This is a genomic window from Desulfuromonas carbonis, assembly GCF_054658035.1.
This window is the reverse complement of sequence record NZ_BAAHXR010000002.1, coordinates 660,228-680,426: the sequence shown is the minus strand read 5'-3', so window position 1 is coordinate 680,426 and position 20,199 is coordinate 660,228. Positions and strand designations below refer to the sequence as shown.

Here is a 20,199-nt window from a genome sequence, read left to right as displayed (position 1 = left end):
CATGACCCGTGAAATCCGTATCGGCAACGTCGTCTTTGGCGGCAATCGCCCCCTGGTTCTGATCGCCGGCCCCTGCGTCATCGAGGAAGAGTCTCTCACCCTGCGGATTGCCGAATTCCTCAAGCGGCTGACCGGGGATCTCGGTATCGGCCTAGTCTTCAAGGCTTCCTACGACAAGGCCAACCGGACCTCGATTGCTGCCTTTCGCGGTCCGGGGATGGAGGAGGGGCTGAAGATCCTGGCGCGGATCAAGCGTGAGTTCGACGTGCCGGTGGTCTCCGACATTCACGAGATCAGCCAGGTCGAGATCGCGGCCGAGGTCCTCGACATCCTGCAGATCCCCGCCTTCTTGTCGCGGCAGACCGACCTGCTGCTCGCTGCGGCAAAGACCGGCAAGGTGGTCAATATCAAGAAGGGGCAGTTTTTGGCCCCCTGGGATATGAAGAACGCGGTCGGCAAGATGGCCGCGGCCGGGAATGACCGGGTCTTGCTGACCGAGCGCGGCGCCTCTTTCGGCTACAACAACCTGGTGGTCGACATGCGGTCGCTGCCGATCATGCGCGAAACCGGCTGCCCGGTAATCATGGATGCGACCCATGCGGTACAGCTCCCCGGCGGCGCCGGGACCTCTTCGGCCGGGCAGCGGCAGTTCGTCGGTACCCTTTCCCGCGCCGCCGTGGCGACCGGAATCGATGGGCTGTTCTGGGAAGTCCACGAAAACCCCGAAGCGGCCCTCTGCGACGGACCGAACTCCCTTTACCTTAAAGACCTGCGGCCGATGCTGGAAGACCTCCTGGCGATCGATGCGATCGTCAAGAAATAGCCGGCCCTTTCATCAACCGCAGGCCTCTGGAGAAATTACCGATGCTGGAAAAGGCAAAACAGGTGTTGCGCATCGAGGCGGAAGCCATCCTCGCCCTCGTTGACCGGGTCGATGCCCGTTTCGAAGGGGCGGTGGCGATGCTCCTCGCCTGCCAGGGGCGGGTGGTGATCACCGGGATGGGGAAGTCGGGTCTCATCTGCCAGAAGATCGCCGCCACCATGGCCTCCACCGGCACCCCGGCGCTCTTTCTCCACCCTGCCGAAGGGATTCACGGCGACCTCGGGATGTTGATGAAGGGGGACGTGGTGATTGCCGTTTCCAACTCGGGGGAGACCGAAGAGATCACCCGGATCCTGCCGGTGATCAAGCGCATGGGGCTCCCCCTGATTGCCATGAGTGGCAATCCGAAAAGCACTCTGGCCCGGGCCGGAGATGTCTTCCTCGACATCTCGATTCGCGAGGAAGCCTGCCCGCTCGGGTTGGCGCCGACGGCCAGTACCACGGCGACCCTGGCCATGGGCGACGCCCTGGCGGTGGCCCTGCTGGTCGAACGCGGCTTCAAGGAAGAGGATTTTGCTCTTTTCCACCCTGGTGGCGCCCTCGGTAAGCGGCTGCTGCTGCGGGTGGAGGATATCATGCACACCGGGAAGGACATCCCGATGGTGCCGGAATCGACCCTGCTCAAGGAAGCCCTCTTCGAGATTACCAGCAAGAAGCTGGGCATCACCGGGGTCGGCACCGCCGACGGTCGTCTCTGCGGAGTATTTACCGACGGTGACCTGCGCCGCGCCCTTGGTGAAGGGATAGAGATTCTAAACCGGCCGATCGGTGATTTCAGCAACCGCAACCCGAAACGGATCCTTCGCAGCAACCTCGCTGCCAAGGCGCTGCAGAAGATGGAAGAGCATTCGATTACCTCTCTCTTTGTCTTCGAGGGGGAGGCGGATCAGGTTCCGGTCGGCATCATCCACCTGCATGATCTGCTCAAGGCGGGGGTGGTCTGATGAAGGAGCGTTGCCGTGCCATTCGCCTGCTCCTGCTTGATGTTGATGGTGTCCTCACTGACGGGCGCATCGTCTATGACGACCATGGCGTCGAAACCAAGGCTTTCGATGTCAAGGACGGTCACGGTCTCAAACTGCTGCAGCGGGCCGGAGTGCGTATCGGCATCATCACCGGACGCCAGTCGCGACTGGTCGAGGTGCGGGCCGCGGAACTCGGTATCGATATTCTCCACCAGGGGATCAAGGACAAGCTTGAGCCCTACCGGGCGATCCTCGCCGAGCTTGGCCTGACCGACGCGGAAGTCGCTTATGTCGGCGATGACGTCGTCGACCTGCCGATTCTGCGCCGGGTCGGGTTTGCGGCGACGGTTGCCGACGCGGCTGAAGATGTCAAGCCGCATGTTCACTATGTTTGCCGGCGACCTGGCGGCAGGGGCGCGGTCCGGGAAATCTGCGACCTGCTGCTCAAGGAGTCGGGAGCCTGGACCGCCGTAACCGCTCGCTATTTTGCTGGCGGCTGAGGGCCTTATACAATTCCCGTGCCAAATCTGCCGATTGGTCTTTACACGCCCTTGCGCCGAGTGTTATACTGGCCCAGCTTATGAAAAAGAGACTGCAACTACGCAATGGCCTGGCGTTTGTAATCTTGGCTCTCGCCTCCGCCCTCGCCCTCTTCATTGCCAGCAACCTGAAAGGGAATGCTCCGGAAGAAGTTCTTGAGGGGCTGCCGAAGAACGTTGACCTCTCGCTGAAGAAGATTGACTATACCGAGACGCGCGACGGCAAGCGGACCTGGACCCTGACGGCCGATTCTGCCGCGCATAACCTGACCGAGGGGGTTGGGCGGATTGAAAATGTGCGCATGACCTTCTTCGACCAGCGGCTGGGTGAACTCAGGGTTCAGGCCGATCACGGCGAATTGTCCCCGGAAAAACGCGAGGTGACCGCCACCGGGAACGTGGTGGTTCGCAGCCCCGCCGGGTACAGCTTTTATACCGAGCGCCTTGATTACCGTGAAAACGACCGTTTTATCAGGACCAACCTGCCGGTACGGCTGGAAGCTCCGACGGGGACTATCCGTGGCCGTGGCATGCGCCTGAATGTCGTCGACCGGACCTTGACCCTGCTTGCCGACGTAAAAGCCGAATTCCCCCGGGGATTTAGCAGGGAGCACCCATGACCCGATGGCTGGCAGCTCGATTTCTCATTCTCGCTCTTTGCAGCGGAGTGCCGGCATTCGCCCAGATTGCGCCGCCGGGGTTGCAGGCCGATGCCCCGGTCTCGGTTACTTCGGACCGGCTTGAGGCCGACGACAAGCTTCATCAGGTCCGCTTTTCCGGCAATGTTGTCGCCCGCCAGGGAGACGTGGCCATCTACGCCGGTGAACTGATGCTGGTCTATCCTGAATCGGGACGGGATATTGAGCGGATCGATGCGACTGGGGCGGTGCGAATCGTCCAGGGGAACCGTATCGCCACGGGCGAAAAGGCGAGCTTCTTCAACGCCGAACGAAAGATCGTTCTGACCGGGTCGCCGCGGGTTTACCAGGGGGATGACTTTCTGGAGGGGGATGAGATTATCGTCTTTCTCGACGAGGAGCGCAGTATCGTCAAAAGCGACCAGGGCTCCCGGGTTAATGCGGTCTTTCATCCCCGGGGGGTGAAGCCTTGAAGCGGCGCTTGCTGGCCCGGGGCCTCTGCAAGGCCTACCGGGGCCGCGAGGTAGTACGCAACGTTGATTTCGAGGTTGCCTCCGGCGAGGTGATCGGTCTGCTCGGCCCCAACGGCGCCGGAAAGACGACCAGTTTCTACATGGTGGTCGGACTGGTTCGCCCCGACCAGGGGCAGGTTTTTCTGGACGATACCGAGTTGACCCCGCTCCCCATGTATCAGCGCGCCCGGACCGGGATCTCCTACCTCCCCCAGGAAGCCTCGGTTTTTCGCAAGCTGACCGTGGAACAGAACCTGCTGGCGATCCTGGAGACTCTTGATCTCGATTCCCGTCAGCAGCGGCGGCGTTGCGACCAGTTGCTCGAGGAGCTGCGCCTGACCCATATCACCCGTTCTTTCGGCTATTCCCTCTCCGGCGGCGAACGCCGCCGGGTGGAGATTGCCCGGGCGCTGGTCCTGGAACCATCGTTCATCCTCCTCGACGAGCCCTTTGCCGGCATCGACCCTATTGCCGTCATTGACATCCAGACGATCATCGGGCAGTTGCGCGAGAGGGGGATCGGGGTGCTGATCTCGGATCACAATGTCCGGGAGACCCTGGGGGTCTGTGATCAGGCCTATATTCTCAGCGACGGCGAAATTCTCGAATTTGGCGAACCGGCAAAAATTGCCGCGAGCCCCCGGGCGCGACAGATTTATCTGGGAGAAAAATTCAGCCTTTGATGGTTGGGACCTTCTGTCCACTTGATGGTCACCGGCTGCAGGAGAACAATGGCCCTTGAAATCCGACAACAACTGAAACTGAGCCAGCAACTGGTGATGACTCCCCAGCTGCAGCAGGCGATCAAGCTTTTGCAGTTGTCACGCATGGAGTTGGTCGAACTGGTGCAGCAGGAACTGGAGGAGAATCCCGTCCTGGAAGAAGGCGCCGAGGAAGTCCAGGAAGCAGAAACCGTCGCGGCCGAGGCCGAGAGGACGGATGAGTCCGCATCCGCTTCCGAGGAAGTTAAGGAAGTTGCCGGTGGCGACGAGGGGTTGAATGATATCGACTGGCAGACCTACCTCGAAGGCTACAACCTTGGCGGTACGGTGGCCGACTCCTACGAAGAAGACGAAGATCGCCCCTCCTATGAAAACCTGCTGACCAAGAAGAGCACCCTTTCCGATCACCTCCTCTGGCAGTTGGGACTGTCGCGAATATCCGGGTTGCAGCGGCTGGTGGCTACCGAGATCATCGGCAACATCGATGACGACGGCTACCTGACCGCTACACCCGAAGAAATCGCCGGGGCCTGCGGCTGTACCAACGGGGAGGTCGAGACCGTCCTGGGCCAGGTTCAGGCCTTCGACCCGCCCGGGGTGGCCGCGCGAAGCTTGCAGGAGTGCCTGCTGTTGCAGGTCCGGCAACTGGACATGGCCGGCACCCTGGTCGAGACCATTCTGCGGGATTTTATCGGTGAACTCGAAAACCGGAAATTCCAGGCGATTGCCAAGGCGGTCGGGGCGACTCTCGACGAGGTTCTGGGCGCGGCCAAGGTGATCAGCCAACTCGATCCCAAGCCGGGTACTCCTTTCGGCCATGACGATGTCCACTATATCATTCCGGATATCTTCGTCTACAAGATCGGCGAGGAGTATGTCGTCGTGCTCAATGACGAAGGACTGCCGAACCTGCGGATCAACTCCTTCTATCGCCATGCCCTCTCCGGCGCTTCGAGCATCGATGCCAAGGCCGGGGAATACATCCAGGAGAAGATGCGCGGCGCGGTCTGGCTGATCAAGAGTATCCATCAGCGCCAGCGGACCATCTACAAGGTCACCCGCAGCATCGTCAAGTTCCAGCGGGATTTCTTCGATCGGGGGATCGAGCACCTCCGCCCCCTGGTTCTGCGCGATGTCGCCGAAGACATCGAGATGCACGAATCGACGATCAGTCGGGTGACCACCAACAAGTATGTCCAGACCCCGCAGGGGCTCTTCGAACTCAAGTATTTCTTCAACAGCGGCATCAACACTACCGAAGGTGAATCGGTGGCGTCGGAGAGCGTGAAGAGCAAGATTCGGGATATCGTTGCGGGAGAGAACCCCAAGAAGCCCTATTCCGACCAGAAGATTGTAGACATACTCAAGCGCCATGGCATCGATATCGCGCGCAGGACCGTCACCAAATACCGTGAAATGCTTGGGATCGGTTCTTCCACGGAACGCAAAAGGCTCTTCTAGTCAGGCCGGTCGTGGCCATCGCAGCAGCCGGTGGTATAATCACAACAAATAACTGATATCACCCCCCGGACGGGGATTTTCCAGGAGGTCCACATGCAAATTGCCGTTACATTCCGTCACATGGAAACGAGTGAGCCGGTTCGCGCTTATATCGAAGAGAAAGTCTCCCGGGTCAAGAAATACATCGACGAGCCGATCGATGCCCAGGTTGCCATCTCCGTCGAGAAAAAAATCCGCCACCGTGCCGAGGTGACCATCGTCGCCAAGGGGATCACCATCAAGGGGTCGGAGGAGACCAACGACATGTATTCGGCCATTGATAACGTGGTCGACAAGATTGAGCGTCAGCTCAAGCGTTACAAGGAAAAAATCAAGATGCACAAGCCCCACGCCGGAAAGGAGCGCCAGGTCCAGAAATCGGTGCTCGCGGCGGAAAGCATTGACGAGGGGCAGGGCGAACCGGTCATCATTCGGACCGACAGCTTCCCGGTCAAGCCGATGGAGGTGGAAGAGGCGGTCATGCAGATGGACCTGCTGCACAAGGATTTCCTGGTTTTCACCGATGCCAGGACCGAGGAGGTCAATGTTGTATACCGGCGCAAGGACGGCAATTACGGTTTGATTATTCCCCAGGCAAGATAAGGGGCGATGGCTACCGGACGGAGAGGGCAGACTGTGCCGCTCCGTCCGGTTTTTCAGCTTCTGGAGGCGAGAACAATTAGCTATGAAAATCGTTGATCTGCTGGACCCCCTGGCCATCGCTGCCGAACTTCGCGGGACGACCAAAAACGAAGTGCTGGGTGAGCTGACCGATGCCCTGCTGCGTGTCGAGAAATCCCTTGGCCGCGACGAGGTGGTGCGGGTGCTGCAGGAGCGGGAGCGCCTTGGCAGCACCGGCATCGGCGAAGGGGTGGCCATTCCCCATGGCAAGCTGAAGGATCTTGACCGTCTGCTGATTTCCTTTGGCCGCAGCACCTCCGGGGTCGACTTCGATTCGATGGATGGCAAGCCGGCCCATCTCTTTTTCCTCCTGGTTGCGCCGGAAGAGTCGGTCGGGATTCACCTCAAAACCCTGGCGCGCATTTCCAAGCTGCTGAAGAACCCGCAGGTCCGCAAGCGTTTGCTCGAAGGTCAGGACGCCGCTGACCTGCAGCGTATTATTGCCGAGGAAGAGGAGAAACTCTAGACCTCGGCCAAGGCCAGTTGGGAAGAATATACAGCGGGGGGCACGGAACGGGACTGGGCATGGCTGGATTGACTATTGAGGAGCTGCTGGCCGAAACGGAAGCCGGACTCGACCTGCAACTGCTCTCTGGGGCGGCCGGTCTCGCCAGGCGGGTGCAGGTGCCGCGCATCCAGAAACCGGGGCTGGCCCTTGCCGGTTACACGACCAATCTTCATCCGGACCGGATTCAGGTGCTTGGCTCGACCGAGTTGACGTACCTCGGGCAACTCCCCCCGGACCGGGCGGAAGAACACCTGATAAAGCTCTGTCACCTCGATATCTCCTGCTTTATCATTACCAAGGGACAGACCCCGCCCCCCCTGCTGATCCGCGAGACCGAACGCAACGGCATCCCGCTGTTGTCCACCCATCACCAGAGTTCAACTTTCATCTCCCTGATCACCAAGTTTCTTGAGGAACGGCTCCTCCCCTCGACCACGGTGCATGGCGTTCTCGTCGATGTTCTCGGGGTGGGGGTGTTGCTCCTCGGCAAGAGCGGGGTCGGCAAGAGCGAGTGTGCCCTGGAGTTGGTTCTCAAGGGACACCGGCTGGTCGCCGATGACGTGGTCAAGGTTCGTCTCAAACTCCCCGCCGTCCTCTTCGGTGAGGGGAGTGATCTGCTCCATTACCATATGGAGATCCGGGGGCTGGGGATAATCAATATCAAGCACCTGTTCGGGGTAGCGGCAATTCGTGAGCGGAAGAAGATCGACCTCGCCATCGAACTGGTGGAATGGGACGAGGAGAAGGAATATGACCGCCTCGGCATCGAGGACCAGACCTTCGACCTGCTCGGTGTCAGGATCCCGCTGCTGCGCATTCCCATTCGCCCGGGACGCAATATGACCTCGATCGTCGAGGTTGCCGCGCGCAACCAGCTCCTTAAGGAAATGGGTTATCACAGCGCCCTGGAATTCCAGGATCGCCTGGAAAAACGGATGGCAGAGATGGCGCGGCTGCATGCCCATGAGATCATCGGGGATAATCTCGAATGACCCAGAAACGGCTGATCATCATCACCGGACTCTCCGGGTCGGGAAAGACGACGGCGGCCCGGGCGCTGGAGGACGAAGGGTTTTTCGTCGTCGACAACCTGCCGATACCGCTTTTGCCGCGCCTGCTCGAGATCAGCCCGGCGGCGGCCTCCGCCGGTGGCGATGTTGCCATTGTCCTCGATATCCGCAATCGCAGTTTTCTGGCTGCCAGTGAGACGGTCTTCGCCGAGATCCGGCAGGCCGGTTATCGTCTCGAGATCCTCTTTTTCGAAGCGAGCGACGAAATTCTGTTGCGCCGCTATTCGGAAACCCGCCGCCGCCACCCGGTCGGTGGCGGTGTCGGCGTCCTCGACAGCATCCACCGCGAACGGGAGCTTCTGGCCGGACTTCGTGGCCAGGCGACGATGATCACCGACAGTTCGCAGTTGACCCCGCACCTCCTGCGGGCCCGGGTCACCGCCCTCGTTCTGGGCGGCAACGATGCCACCCCTCTGGCAGTTCTGGTGCAGTCGTTCGGATTTCGCTATGGTATCCCCCCGGGTACTGATCTGTTGATGGATGTGCGTTTTCTGCCCAATCCGCATTTCCATCCCGATCTGCGCGGTCAGACCGGGCTTGACCCCGCAGTCCGGGATTTTATTTTCGACCAGGAAATCTGCCGGGAGTTTCTCGACCGGTTCCGGGACCTGCTGCAATTCCTCCTCCCCCATTACCGCCAGGAGGGGAAGAGCTACCTGACGATATCAATCGGATGCACCGGCGGCCGTCATCGCAGTGTTGCGCTCGCCGAGGCGCTCAGCCCTCTCATTGCCGGCACCGGAATCACCGTGCAGACAACCCATCGGGATCTCGACAAGGGATAAGAATTCGATGACCGGTCTGATTATCGCCACCCACGGAAACCTCGCCGAAGAGTTTTTGCAGGCCTGCAGTACCATTATCGGTCCGCTTGCCATGGCACGCAGTATCGCCATCCGTCGGGAAGACGCGGTGGAGGAGATCCGCGGCCGCCTGGCCGCTGCCATCGAGGAGGTTGGCGGTGACGGCCACGGGGTGCTGATCATGACCGACATGTTCGGCGGGACTCCCGCCAATCTCAGCCTTACTTTTCTCGATCCCGGGAAGGTCGAGGTGCTGACTGGCGTCAACTTGCCGATGATCCTCAAGTTTTTTAATACCCAGGAAAATCTTTCCCTGGTCGAGCGGGCCGTCCTGGTCAAGGCGTATGGCCAGCAGGGCATTACCCTGGCAAGTGAGTTTCTCACCAAATAGGGGTGCGGTTGAAGGTCTTGTCTCCATGAGTATTGTTCTGGTCCGTATCGACAACCGACTGATTCACGGACAGGTGCTGGAAGCCTGGGTCCCGGCGGTCAGGGCCAATTGTATCGTTGTGGCCAATGATCAGGCCGCCTCCGCTCCGTTCCAGCGCATGCTGATGGAAGCGGCGGTGCCGAAGGGAATCAAGGTGCTTATTGGCAGCGTTGCCGAAAGTTCAGCGCTCCTGTCGACCGGCGAACTCGATGACTTCCGGGTCCTGCTGCTGTATGCCACCTCCGAAGATGCCTTGCGGGGGTTGCGCAGCGGGGCACCGTTTCACGAGCTCAACCTCGGCAACATGCATGCCGGTGCGGGGAAACAGAAACTCTCCTGCACCATTGCCCTCGATCCCGAAGATATCGGCAACCTGCAGCAACTGGAGGCGGATGGAGTACGCATCATGTCCCAGTGTATCCCCTCGGACCGGGAACGCCCCTGGAAGAACCTGTTGCCGCTGAGCGATGGTTGACATGCCGATAATTGATCTCTTCTGGGTCACCCTGCTGGCGGTGGCCGCTGGTCTCGACCGCACCGCGGCGATGCAGGTAATGCTGGCCCGACCGATTGTGGCGGCGCCTTTGGCTGGCCTGATTCTTGGCGCCCCCCAGAGCGGACTGCTGGTGGGCTCGGTGGTTGAATTGCTCTGGCTCGGCCGGCTGCCGGTCGGAGCGGCAATTCCCCCGGATGACACCCAGGTGGCGATTGGTGGGACCACCCTCAGTGTCGTCATGGGGCAGGCTCTTGGTCTGCACGGTCCAGGGTTTGTTCTGCTCTGCGTGCTGGTTGCCCTGCCGATCGGAAAGATCGGGCAGGTTTCCGATCGCCTGGTGCGACACTGGAATGATCGCCTGGTACCGGCGGCCGAAACGGCCCTGGCCGCCGGGCGGCTGGGGCGGATCGAGACTTTGCACCTGCAGGGGCTCGGTCATTTTGCCCTGGCTTCCCTGACCACCTTCGGCGCGATTGTGGGGGGTGGTTCCCTGGCGCTGCTGCTGCTGGCGCCGGTTTTTGCGCCCTGGTTTTCCGTCGCCGCGATCCCCTTGCAGCTCGCATTACCGCTGGTCGGGGTCGCCGTGCTGCTGGGAACCGTCAACGTCAATCGCTCCTGGACCCTGTTCGGGGCTGCTTTCGGCAGTTCCCTGCTGGTGCTCTGGCTGGTTTAGGGGGGCGTATGGTGAATCGGGAACTTCCCGGCGCAGTCCTTGTGGCAGTGATGCTGCGTTCCTTTCTGCTGCAGGCGAGCTGGAATTTTGAGCGGATGCAGAACCTGGGGGTCATCTTTACCCTGGCACCGGCCCTGCGCCTTCTTTTCCGGGGGGAAGCGTTGGTGCAGGCCTACCAGCGGCACTTGGTCTACTTCAACACCCATCCCTATTTCGCCGGGCCGGTCTTCGGTGCCACCCTGGCCCTGGAGGAAGATGCTGGCCGCGGCGGTGCCGCTTCCCCCGGGGTTGCCGAGTTCAAGGGGATGATCATGGCGCCCTACGCCGCCATCGGGGACGCGCTCTTCTGGGGGGGGCTGCGACCACTGGCTGCCGGTGTCGCCCTCTTTATCGCGGTCAAGGGGTCGCTGTGGGCGCCCCTGGTTTTTCTGATCCTTTTCAACCTTCCCCACCTTGGATTGCGGTGCCTGGGGCTGGTTCAGGGGTATCGGCTCGGGATGGGGCTGGTCGCGTTCATCCAGCGCTTTCAACTCCCCGATCTGGCCGTGCGCTGCAAAGAGGCGACCGTTGTGCTGCTCGGGGTGCTGAGCGGATTTCTGGTCTATTCCGCCTGCCATCGCCAGGAGGTTTCCGAACTTTGGGGCTTCTTCCTGCTTGCTCCGGTCTATCTGCTGGCGGTTCTGGCCCGTCGGGGCTGGTCGGCCCTGTTGCTGGTTATTCTGGTTACCGCCCTGGTACTTGCCCTGGCGGCTATGGCTGTCTCCTGATAAAGGACCTGAAGAATGCAAAAAGCTGACTTTACCATCGTCAACCGTCTCGGCCTGCATGCCCGGGCTGCTGCGCAGCTTGTCCAGACCGCCAACCGCTTCCGCAGTGAGATTACCGTCGCCAAGGATGACGAGGAGGTCAACGGCAAAAGCATCATGGGAATTCTGATGCTTGCCGCGCCCAAGGGTTCCCAGATTACGGTAACGACCAATGGCGAGGATGAGCAATTGGCCATGGAGGCCGTCGGCCAGCTGATCACGGATGGATTCGGTGAAGACTGAGATATCGAGCGATACCTTCCTCGTCGGCATCGGGTCGTCGCCGGGGATTGCCATCGGCGAAGCCTACCTGGTCAACCGGGCACGGATGGCAACCATTGACCGCCAGATAACGCCGGCGGAAGTCGACGGGGAGGTTGCTGCCTTTCGCGCCGCCCTCGACCTCTCCAAGCAACAGCTTCGGGATGTGCGCGACGGGGTCGACGATGCCCAGCTCTCAGAACATCTCTACATCATCGATACCCATCTGCTGATCCTGGAAGACCAGATGCTGGTCGAAAAGACCATCCGCACCATCCGGGAAGAACTGGTCAATGCCGAAGGGGCGCTCAAAGCGACCCTCGACCGGGTGCGGGCGGTCTTCGACAAGATTGAGGATGAATACCTGCGCGAGCGGCGCTCCGATATCGATTCCATCGGGGATCGGTTGCTGCGCAACCTGAAAGGGGTAGGGCAGCAGTCGCTGCGGGATATCGATCGCAAGGTCATTATCGTCGCCCACGACCTATCTCCCGCCGACACCATGCAGATGGACCGCAGCAAGATCAACGGCTTTGTCACCGATGTCGGCGGCCGGACCTCCCATACGGCGATTTTGGGGCGTTCCCTTGGGATTCCGGCGGTTGTCGGCCTGGAATCGGTGACCTCCCTGATCCCGCCGGGGACCCCGCTGATCGTCGACGGCAGCGCCGGCACCGTCATTCTCAACCCGTCCCCGGAAACCTTTCGCGAATATCTGCAGAAAAAACAGGCTTATGAATACCAGGAGCAGCAGCTCCTCTCCTTTTGCGAACTGCCAGCGGCGACCCGTGACGGCGAGCGGGTGGCGCTGCGCTGCAACATCGAGACTGCAGCCGAGATTGCCGGGGCCCTCAACCTCGGCGCCGAAGGGGTTGGCCTGTTTCGTACCGAATACCTCTTCATGAACCGTCCGCTTCCCCCCGACGAGGAGGAACAGGTCCAGGTCTACCGCGAACTGGCCGAACGGATGGCGCCGCATCCGGTCACCATCCGCACCCTCGATGTCGGCGGCGACAAGTTCGTGCCGGATATCAACCTCAGCGACGAGAGCAATCCTGCGCTCGGCCTGCGGGCCGTTCGTTTCTCCCTCAAGGAGCGCCGCCTGTTCCATATTCAGCTGCGGGCGATTCTGCGTGCCGGCGTCCATGGCAACCTGCGGGTGATGTTCCCGATGATTTCCGGGGTCGCCGAAATCCGTCACTGCAAGGAATGCCTCGCCGAGGCCCGGGACGAGCTGCTCGCCGCAGGCATTCCGGTAGCGGACAACCTGCCGGTGGGGGTGATGATCGAAACCCCGGCCGCCGCGATCATCGCTCCCCTGCTCGCGGCCGAGGTTGACTTCTTCTCCGTCGGCACCAACGACCTGATCCAGTACTGCCTCGCTGTCGACCGCAGCAACGAGCATGTCGCCTATCTCTACGAGCCGCTCCATCCGGCGGTGCTGCGGGCCCTGCAGATGACCTGCCAGGCTGGCCGGGACGCCGGAATCGAGGTCGGCATGTGTGGCGAAATGGCGGGTGAGCCCCGCTACAGCCTGATCCTGCTCGGCCTCGGTTTCCGTGAATTGTCGATGAACGCCACCGGCATTCCACGCGTCAAGCAGATCCTCCGGGAAATCCGCCGCGAAGACGGGGTCCGCTTGCTCGAAGACCTGCTTCAGCTCGCCACGGGGGTGGAGGTAGCCGCCACCCTTGAGAATTACATGGACCGGAATTTCCCTGCGATATTCGGCAATCCGGAGATTTGAAGAATCTCCCGACCCAACCCGGGCTCTTGACAGACCCTTCCGCTCTAACCTAAGATGCGAAACCTTGCCATCTGAAACCGGCACAAAGGAGGACATCCCGCCCATGGCCATGACAGACTTTCTCTTTACTTCCGAATCGGTGACCGAAGGACATCCGGACAAGGTCGCCGACCAGATATCCGACAGTATCCTCGACGCCATCCTGGCCCAGGATCCGAAATCCCGGGTCGCCTGCGAAACCCTGGTGACGACCGGCATGGCGATGATCGCCGGCGAGATCACCACCAGCGCTTACGTCGATATGCCGGTGATCGTACGCGAGACGATTCGCGACATTGGCTATGGCGACTCGTCGATGGGCTTTGACTGGGAGACCTGTGCCGTCCTGACCTCCATCGATCGGCAGTCGCCCGACATCTCGCAGGGGGTCACCGAGGGAGAGGGGCTCTTTACCGAGCAGGGGGCCGGCGACCAGGGACTGATGTTCGGTTACGCCTGCAACGAAACCCCCGAACTGATGCCGATGCCGATCACCTTTGCCCACAAGCTGACCAAGCGGCTCAGCGAGGTACGCAAGAGCGGTCTGCTCAATTTCCTGCGTCCCGACGGCAAGTCCCAGGTCTCGATTCAGTACATCAATGACAAGCCGATTCGCGTCGACGCCGTGGTCGTCTCCTCCCAGCACAGCCCGGAGGTGACCTACGAGAACCTCAAGGAAGGGATCATCGAGGAGGTCGTGCGCAAGGTTATTCCGGCCGATCTGCTGGACGAGCGGACCAAGTACTTTATCAATCCGACCGGCCGCTTCGTCGTCGGTGGACCGATGGGGGACTGCGGCCTGACCGGCCGCAAGATCATCGTCGATACCTACGGCGGCCAGGGCTCCCACGGCGGCGGCGCCTTTTCCGGCAAGGACCCCTCCAAGGTCGATCGCAGCGCCTCCTACATGGCGCGTTATGTCGCCAAGAATATCGTCGCGGCCGGGCTGGCCGATAAATGCGAGGTTCAGGTCGCCTACGCCATCGGTGTAGCCCAGCCGGTGTCGGTGATGATCAACACCTTCGGGACCGGCAAGATTCCCTCCAACGATATCGCCCGGATTGCCCAGGAGGAATTTGACATGCGGCCGCGGGCGATCATCGAGACCCTCGATCTGCTTCGTCCGATCTACCGGAAGACCGCAGCCTACGGGCACTTCGGGCGTGAACTCCCCGAATTCACCTGGGAACGTACCGACCGGGTCGAGTCGTTGCGCAAGCGGGCCGGGATCTGAAACCGGTCGCGAGCGAGTTACTCCAGGCGGGCCGGCAGCGGCCCGCCTTTTTTATCTGACCGGCTGCCGCAGCGAGGAGGCTCCGCAGTGGTTCAAGGTGATCTGGCGCCGCAACTCTCCATTATCGTCCCGCTGCTGAACGAGGAGGAAACCCTGCCAGGTTTGCTCGCCAACCTCGGGGGGCAGTACGGGGTACGTATCGAGCTGATCCTTTGCGACGGCGGGTCGACCGACGGCACCCTCGAACTCTGCCGCCAGGCCACCGCCGCGCCCAACGTAAATGCGCGCCTGGTTCTTTCCCCCGCCGGGCGCGGCCAGCAAATGAATGCCGCGGCCCGGGTGGCCACAGCAGCAACCCTCCTCTTTTTGCATGCCGATTCCCGTTTTTCTTCTCCGCTCGCCCTCAGCGAAGCCCTTGCCGCCTATCGAAGGGCCCGATCTGCCTCCGGACCCGGGCCCCTCGCCGGCCATTTCCGCCTTTGCTTCAGCGGCCCCGGCGCCGATACCGCCCCCTACTATTTTTACTCCTGCAAGGCGCAAAGCGGGCGCCCCGGAACCATTCACGGAGACCAGGGGTTTTTGATCGGACGTAAGGCCTTTTGCGAAATGGGTGGTTTTCTCGAATCCCTGCCGTTTCTGGAAGACCATCGCTTTGCCGAGCGGGTCTTGGCGACCGGTGACTGGCTGCTGCTGCCGGCAGAAATTCTTACCTCGACCCGCCGTTTTCACCGGGAGGGTCTGTTGCAGCGCCAGGTTCTCAATGCGTTGGTCATGAATTTTGCCGCCATCGGCTGGGAGCTTTTTTTTGCCGAGGTTCCCGGACTCTATCGGCAACAGGACACGACGGCGAAATTGCAGTTGCTCCCCTTTCTCAATCGCATCCGCGAACTGCTGGCAACCCTGCCGGTGGCGGAGCGGCGCCGGCTGTGGCGGCGGACCGGTGGCTACGTACGCAGCCAGGGCTGGCAGCTGGGACTTGCCCTCGATTGTCGCGCAAATCGCCGGGCCGGCCATGCCCCCGGAGCCGGCCCGACCCCCTGGTTACAATGGTTCGACCGCTGGTTTGAGCAGATAACCGATCACCCGCCGGGGCGGGCCCTGACGACAGTGCTGGTCTTTTGCTGGTTCCATCTGACCCGGTTCCGACTCGCCCGTCGGCAAGCCCGGGAGGGCGCAACGGTCGGGGATCGGGCGCTGTGAATTCGCTGGCGCACGTCGGGCTGGTCCTGTTGTTGATCGCGCCGGCGGTGATAGAATAAAATCTCAGCAAAAGGAGATTCCGATGAAATCGTTTCGTTTCGTGATGTCGCTGACCATTTTGACCTTCCTGCTTGCATCCTGCGCTTCCTACCAGAGCCAGGAGCTCCCCTTCCGCCCGCCGGCCGCCTACCCCGGAATGCAGGTTGTCGCCGGCGCCCAGGTCGCCGCCGAGGGGTATGCCGACAAATCGAAGGCCCGGGAAGCCTTCGGGTTCGATATCCGCGAGGCCGGACTGTTGCCGGTCCAGGTCGTCATCGACAATATTGGTTCGACTACTCTGGAAGTGGTGCCGGCCCAGACCTTCCTGATCGACGCCGTCGGCAACTACTGGAACCTGCTCGATCGCCGAACCGCCTACGAGCGGGTGGAGAAGAGTTCCGAGTACGCCAGGATTGCCAAGGGGTCGGGGCGGAGCGCAGTACTGGGTGCCGCCGGTGGTGCCGTCATCGGCGCCGCTATCGGTATTCTCACTGGCGAAAGCGTCGGCGAAGCGCTCGGTAAGGGGGCGGCGGTGGGCGCTGCCGGCGGAGCCCTGCTTGGTGGCGTCGACAGCGGGACCTCCGGGGAGGAAGAACGGCAGATCTCCCGGGACCTGGCCAACAAGTCCCTTGAAAATCGCAGCATAAGGCCGGGAGTTCTGGGGCGCGGGTTTCTCTTTTTCCCGGGGGAGGCGCCCTCTGCCAGCCAGCTTCGGCTGCAGCTGAAAGACCCGGAGTCAGGGACGCTGTTCAACACGACCCTGGCTCTTTAGGGGTGGCACGCATATCCGCTGGCGAGGAGTTGGGTCCTTCGGGATCCAGCTCCTTTTTCTTGACCTTTGGGGCGGAGCGATGATATATCAAGAAAACCTGATTTAACAACAACAGGCCACATTGATATGTCGCTGCTCGAAGTTCTCAAGGCCCTCGGTGATGGCACCCGGTTACGGCTGGTCGCGGTTTTGGCCCAGGCCGAACTCACCGTCCAGGAGTTGACGGATATCCTCGGGATGGGGCAATCCCGGATTTCACGGCACCTGAAAATACTTGCCGATGCCGGGCTACTCGCCGTTCAGCGGCAGGGAACCTGGCGTTATTACCGCAGCCTGGTCGATCAGGAGCCGCTGCGCTCCTGGTGGGCCGTCCTTGCTCCCGGTCTGGCCGGGGATGACTTCCGCCGCGACCTGGTGCGGCTGGAGATGATTCTGCAGCGCCGGCGCCAGGCGAGCGTCACCTTTTTCGATCGTCATGCCCGGCACTGGGAGGGGCTGGCCAAGCGCTTTCTGCCCCTCGAAAACTGGCGCCCCCTGGTTCTGGCCAGTCTCCCGCCAGCGGGTGTCATTCTTGATCTCGGGGTCGGTACCGGTGCCCTGCTGCCGGCCCTCTGCGACAAGGCGCGCCAGGTTGTCGGTATCGACCAGTCGCCGGCGATGCTCGCCGAAGCCCGGCAGCGGGTCGCCGGCGCGGGGTTGACGGAACGGGTCGACCTTCGCCTCGGCGAAATGACCCATCTTCCCCTTGCCGATGGGAGTGTCGATGGCGTGCTGTTGCACCTGGCTCTCCATCATGCCGATCGTCCCCGGGCCATTATCGGCGAACTGCTGCGGGTGCTGCAGCCCGGCGGCCGACTTGTCATCCTCGACCTTTTGCGCCACGAGCAGGAGTGGGCGCGGGAAGAGCTCGGTGATCTCTGGCTTGGTTTTGTTCGCGAGGATATCACCGGCTGGCTGCAGGATGGCGGTTTTGTCATGGAGTCCTACCGTGAACTCTCCGGAGAGCCCGGGCCGTTCACGGCTTTTCTGCTTTGCGCTCGAAAAGCAGTAAATTGAAACCTGCCGGCTTGGCCGGCCCGCAACGAAAAGAGGTTAGCATGTCACAGCAGAAAATGAATAATCCGGTTCTGGCCCGGGGCGACTTCAAGGTCAAGGACCTGGCCCTCGCCAGCTGGGGGCGCAAGGAGATTGAACTGGCTGAAGTTGAAATGCCCGGCCTGATGGCGCTGCGGGAAGAATTCGGCGCGGCGCGTCCCCTTGCCGGCGCCCGTATTACCGGTTCGCTGCATATGACCATCCAGACCGCGGTCCTGATCGAAACCCTGGTCGCTCTTGGCGCCAAGGTCCGCTGGGCTTCCTGTAACATCTTCTCGACCCAGGACCAGGCGGCGGCGGCGATCGCCGCCGCCGGCATCCCGGTCTTCGCCTGGAAGGGGGAGAGCCTCAGCGAGTACTGGTGGTGCACCGAGCAGGCCCTCTCCTGGCCCGATGGCCAGCTGCCGAACATGATTCTCGACGATGGCGGCGATGCCACCATGATGGTCCTGCATGGGGCCGACTGGCAGCGCTCCGGAGTTCCGGCGGTCGGGGCGGACGCCCCGGAGGACTGGCGCGAACTGGTGCGCTGCCTGGAAGCGTCGATTGCCGCCGGCAAGAACGACTGGAGTGCGATCTGTGCCTCGATCAAGGGGGTTACCGAAGAGACCACCACCGGTGTCCATCGCCTCTATCAGCTGCAGAAAGAAGGGAAGCTCCCCTTCCCGGCGATGAACGTCAATGATTCGGTCACCAAGAGCAAGTTCGACAACGTCTATGGCTGCCGCCACAGCCTGATCGACGGGATCATGCGCGCTACCGATGTCATGCTCGCCGGCAAGGTTGCCGTGGTCTGCGGTTACGGGGATGTTGGCAAGGGGTGCTGTCAGTCGTTGCGTGGGCAGGGTGCCCGGGTCATCGTCACCGAGATTGACCCGATCTGCGCCCTGCAGGCGCTGATGGAGGGATACGAGGTGAAGACGCTGGAGGATGTGGTGGCCAGCGCCGATATCTTCGTTACCGCCACCGGCAACTTCAACATCATCACCCCGGAGCATATGGCGCGGATGAAACACAACGCCATTGTCGGCAATATCGGTCACTTCGACAACGAGATCGATATGGCCGGGCTGGCCAAGGTGCCGGGGATTCGCAAGATCAACATCAAAAACCCGCAGGAACACGGCAACCAGGTCGACCAGTGGCTCTTTGCCGACGGCCACGGGGTCATCGTTCTCGCCGAAGGCCGCCTGCTCAACCTTGGCTGTGCTACCGGCCATCCTTCTTTCGTCATGTCCAACAGTTTCAGCAACCAGGTGATCGCCCAGATCGAGCTGTTCGCCAACACCGGCCTTTATGGCAACCAGGTCTATGTCCTGCCGAAACTCCTCGATGAGAAGGTGGCCCGCCTGCATCTTGAAAAGCTCGGGGCCAGGATGACGACCCTGACCCCGGCCCAGGCCGAATACCTCGGTGTTTCTGCCACCGGCCCCTTCAAGCCGGACCATTATCGGTACTGAGCCGGTTTGGCAGCATGCAACAAAACGAAAAAAGCCCCGCAACTGCGGGGCTTTTTTCGTTCGAGGCGCCGCCGGGTGCTGCTGCTCGACGCGTTATCTAAGGGGCCTGGATGGTTACCGCGGCACTCTCCCGGCCGCCGGGGTTGATCACCTTCAGAGTGATCGGTTTCGGTTGGCTGCTGTAGGGACGGCGGTGGTAGACGATGGTCCGACAGTCGCCGAGACTGGCACTTTCCCGGCCGGGCGGCTGCCGGTCAACGAGGGGAATGCGCTTGCCGTCGACGAGTAGCTGGGAGGAGGCGAGGAAGTTCTTCCCCTCGATGATCAGTGCATAGGTAGTGACATCGTCGGCGCCGATCCGGGTAGAAAAGATTACCGGGGTGCCGTTGACCAGCAGGCCACGGGGGAGGGAGCGGCTGCCGGCAGGGTTGGCGACCTGCACCTGGTGGGTTCCGGGGGCGAGGGGGGGGAGGGTCAGGGTAATGCGGTCACTGGAAATTTTCTCGACACCAATCGTCACGCCATCAATCAGCAAGCTGCTGCCCGATTGGAAGCCCTGCCCCTCGACGGTCAGTTGCGCTGGCGGGTCGGTATCGCAGACGTCCACCTCCACCGGCTGCAACGAGCTGATCCGCGGTTCGGATTCGGTCACCCGGAAGAGCAGGGGGCTTGCCGAAACCCGGCCTTGCTCGGCCAGGCGCAACAGGTATTGGCCGGGGGGGAGCTCCGGCAGGGAAAAGGTCAGGCGCCGGTCCGAAACGGCCTGGGGCGTGATCCTGATCTCGCCAAGAAGGACTTCGATCTCATTGGAAAAGGGGCCGCCGGTGACGGTGATTTCGTCCCCGGGGGCGGCGCTGTCCGGGCTCATCGAGGTAATCTGCACCGTCGCCAGGGCCGGCAGTGACGTAGAGAGGAGGAATCCCAGCAGGAAGAGGAAATATTTGCGCATGCTACTTCTCCTTGACAGTCGTAGCTTTAATCTCAGGTGGGTCGAATTCCCCGAAGCTTGCTTCGATGAAAGCGATCAATCTAAACTTTTGATACCCCGTAGCTTGCTGCGGGGAGATTCATTGAACTACCCCGCAGCAAGCTACGGGGTATCAACAGCCTACACCCTTAGTAAAAA

General features: G+C 61.5%; 23 protein-coding genes. 22 read left to right on the top strand and 1 reads right to left on the bottom strand.

Annotated features, from left to right (window positions below; genetic code table 11):
• Position 1: 1 nt before the first annotated feature.
• The 22 genes from kdsA to ahcY all read left to right on the top strand — a co-directional run bounded on the left by kdsA (position 2) and on the right by ahcY (position 19,073).
• The gene (gene kdsA / locus ACYQ8E_RS05510; RefSeq protein ID WP_459860371.1) at positions 2-823 is read left to right on the top strand and encodes a 3-deoxy-8-phosphooctulonate synthase; all 822 of its coding nucleotides are present in this window, start codon (positions 2-4) and stop codon (positions 821-823) included.
• A gap of 41 nt (positions 824-864) precedes the next feature.
• On the top strand, positions 865-1,827 hold the full coding sequence (locus tag ACYQ8E_RS05505; protein ID WP_459860370.1) for a KpsF/GutQ family sugar-phosphate isomerase: 963 nt from the start codon (positions 865-867) through the stop codon (positions 1,825-1,827).
• Complete coding sequence (locus ACYQ8E_RS05500) at positions 1,827-2,348, top strand: KdsC family phosphatase (RefSeq protein ID WP_459860368.1); 522 nt, start codon at positions 1,827-1,829, stop codon at positions 2,346-2,348. The genes ACYQ8E_RS05505 and ACYQ8E_RS05500 overlap by 1 nt, the downstream gene beginning before the upstream one ends.
• Before the next feature lie 80 nt (positions 2,349-2,428).
• Positions 2,429-3,007, top strand: coding sequence for an LPS export ABC transporter periplasmic protein LptC (gene lptC, locus ACYQ8E_RS05495; RefSeq protein ID WP_459860366.1), 579 nt, complete (start codon positions 2,429-2,431; stop codon positions 3,005-3,007).
• Positions 3,004-3,498 (top strand): lipopolysaccharide transport periplasmic protein LptA, encoded by a 495-nt coding sequence (gene lptA / locus ACYQ8E_RS05490; protein WP_459860364.1) that lies wholly within the window; start codon positions 3,004-3,006, stop codon positions 3,496-3,498. The genes lptC and lptA overlap by 4 nt, the downstream gene beginning before the upstream one ends.
• Positions 3,495-4,220: an LPS export ABC transporter ATP-binding protein gene (gene lptB / locus ACYQ8E_RS05485; protein ID WP_066727556.1), complete on the top strand. Its 726-nt coding sequence runs from the start codon at positions 3,495-3,497 to the stop codon at positions 4,218-4,220. The genes lptA and lptB overlap by 4 nt, the downstream gene beginning before the upstream one ends.
• Positions 4,221-4,268: 48 nt before the next feature.
• Positions 4,269-5,720, top strand: a complete 1,452-nt coding sequence (rpoN, locus tag ACYQ8E_RS05480) for an RNA polymerase factor sigma-54 (protein ID WP_459860362.1) — start codon at positions 4,269-4,271, stop codon at positions 5,718-5,720.
• A 93-nt stretch (positions 5,721-5,813) separates the two neighbouring features.
• Positions 5,814-6,362 (top strand): ribosome hibernation-promoting factor, HPF/YfiA family, encoded by a 549-nt coding sequence (gene hpf, locus ACYQ8E_RS05475; protein WP_459860360.1) that lies wholly within the window; start codon positions 5,814-5,816, stop codon positions 6,360-6,362.
• Between the two features lie 82 nt (positions 6,363-6,444).
• Positions 6,445-6,906 (top strand): PTS sugar transporter subunit IIA, encoded by a 462-nt coding sequence (locus ACYQ8E_RS05470; RefSeq protein WP_066727553.1) that lies wholly within the window; start codon positions 6,445-6,447, stop codon positions 6,904-6,906.
• A 59-nt stretch (positions 6,907-6,965) separates the two neighbouring features.
• Positions 6,966-7,940 carry an HPr(Ser) kinase/phosphatase gene (hprK, locus tag ACYQ8E_RS05465; RefSeq protein ID WP_066727552.1) on the top strand — a complete coding sequence of 325 codons (975 nt, stop codon included), beginning with the start codon at positions 6,966-6,968 and terminating at the stop codon, positions 7,938-7,940.
• Positions 7,937-8,803 (top strand): RNase adapter RapZ, encoded by an 867-nt coding sequence (gene rapZ / locus ACYQ8E_RS05460; RefSeq protein WP_066727551.1) that lies wholly within the window; start codon positions 7,937-7,939, stop codon positions 8,801-8,803. Before hprK ends, rapZ begins: the two co-directional genes overlap by 4 nt.
• Before the next feature lie 7 nt (positions 8,804-8,810).
• Positions 8,811-9,212: a PTS sugar transporter subunit IIA gene (locus tag ACYQ8E_RS05455; RefSeq protein WP_459860357.1), complete on the top strand. Its 402-nt coding sequence runs from the start codon at positions 8,811-8,813 to the stop codon at positions 9,210-9,212.
• Positions 9,213-9,237: 25 nt separating this feature from the next.
• On the top strand, positions 9,238-9,726 hold the full coding sequence (locus ACYQ8E_RS05450; RefSeq protein WP_066727549.1) for a PTS sugar transporter subunit IIB: 489 nt from the start codon (positions 9,238-9,240) through the stop codon (positions 9,724-9,726).
• A 1-nt stretch (position 9,727) separates the two neighbouring features.
• Positions 9,728-10,420, top strand: a complete 693-nt coding sequence (locus tag ACYQ8E_RS05445) for a PTS sugar transporter subunit IIC (RefSeq protein ID WP_459860355.1) — start codon at positions 9,728-9,730, stop codon at positions 10,418-10,420.
• 8 nt (positions 10,421-10,428) lie between these two features.
• Positions 10,429-11,187, top strand: coding sequence for a PTS system mannose/fructose/sorbose family transporter subunit IID (locus ACYQ8E_RS05440; RefSeq protein ID WP_459860353.1), 759 nt, complete (start codon positions 10,429-10,431; stop codon positions 11,185-11,187).
• A 15-nt stretch (positions 11,188-11,202) separates the two neighbouring features.
• Positions 11,203-11,469: an HPr family phosphocarrier protein gene (locus ACYQ8E_RS05435; protein ID WP_066727546.1), complete on the top strand. Its 267-nt coding sequence runs from the start codon at positions 11,203-11,205 to the stop codon at positions 11,467-11,469.
• Complete coding sequence (ptsP, locus tag ACYQ8E_RS05430; protein ID WP_459860352.1) at positions 11,450-13,234, top strand: phosphoenolpyruvate--protein phosphotransferase; 1,785 nt, start codon at positions 11,450-11,452, stop codon at positions 13,232-13,234. The genes ACYQ8E_RS05435 and ptsP overlap by 20 nt, the downstream gene beginning before the upstream one ends.
• A gap of 103 nt (positions 13,235-13,337) precedes the next feature.
• Complete coding sequence (metK, locus tag ACYQ8E_RS05425; RefSeq protein WP_459860351.1) at positions 13,338-14,507, top strand: methionine adenosyltransferase; 1,170 nt, start codon at positions 13,338-13,340, stop codon at positions 14,505-14,507.
• An 87-nt stretch (positions 14,508-14,594) separates the two neighbouring features.
• Complete coding sequence (locus ACYQ8E_RS05420; RefSeq protein WP_459860349.1) at positions 14,595-15,707, top strand: TIGR04283 family arsenosugar biosynthesis glycosyltransferase; 1,113 nt, start codon at positions 14,595-14,597, stop codon at positions 15,705-15,707.
• Positions 15,708-15,789: 82 nt separating this feature from the next.
• On the top strand, positions 15,790-16,518 hold the full coding sequence (locus ACYQ8E_RS05415) for a YajG family lipoprotein (RefSeq protein ID WP_082820302.1): 729 nt from the start codon (positions 15,790-15,792) through the stop codon (positions 16,516-16,518).
• A 126-nt stretch (positions 16,519-16,644) separates the two neighbouring features.
• The gene (locus ACYQ8E_RS05410) at positions 16,645-17,574 is read left to right on the top strand and encodes an ArsR/SmtB family transcription factor (protein ID WP_066727542.1); all 930 of its coding nucleotides are present in this window, start codon (positions 16,645-16,647) and stop codon (positions 17,572-17,574) included.
• A gap of 41 nt (positions 17,575-17,615) precedes the next feature.
• The gene (gene ahcY / locus ACYQ8E_RS05405) at positions 17,616-19,073 is read left to right on the top strand and encodes an adenosylhomocysteinase (protein WP_197463632.1); all 1,458 of its coding nucleotides are present in this window, start codon (positions 17,616-17,618) and stop codon (positions 19,071-19,073) included.
• A gap of 97 nt (positions 19,074-19,170) precedes the next feature.
• Here ahcY and ACYQ8E_RS05400 read toward each other — a convergent pair whose 3' ends face one another.
• A complete protein-coding gene (locus ACYQ8E_RS05400; protein WP_066727541.1) occupies positions 19,171-20,022 on the bottom strand; it encodes an IPT/TIG domain-containing protein in 852 nt (283 codons plus the stop codon).
• Positions 20,023-20,199: the final 177 nt, after the last annotated feature.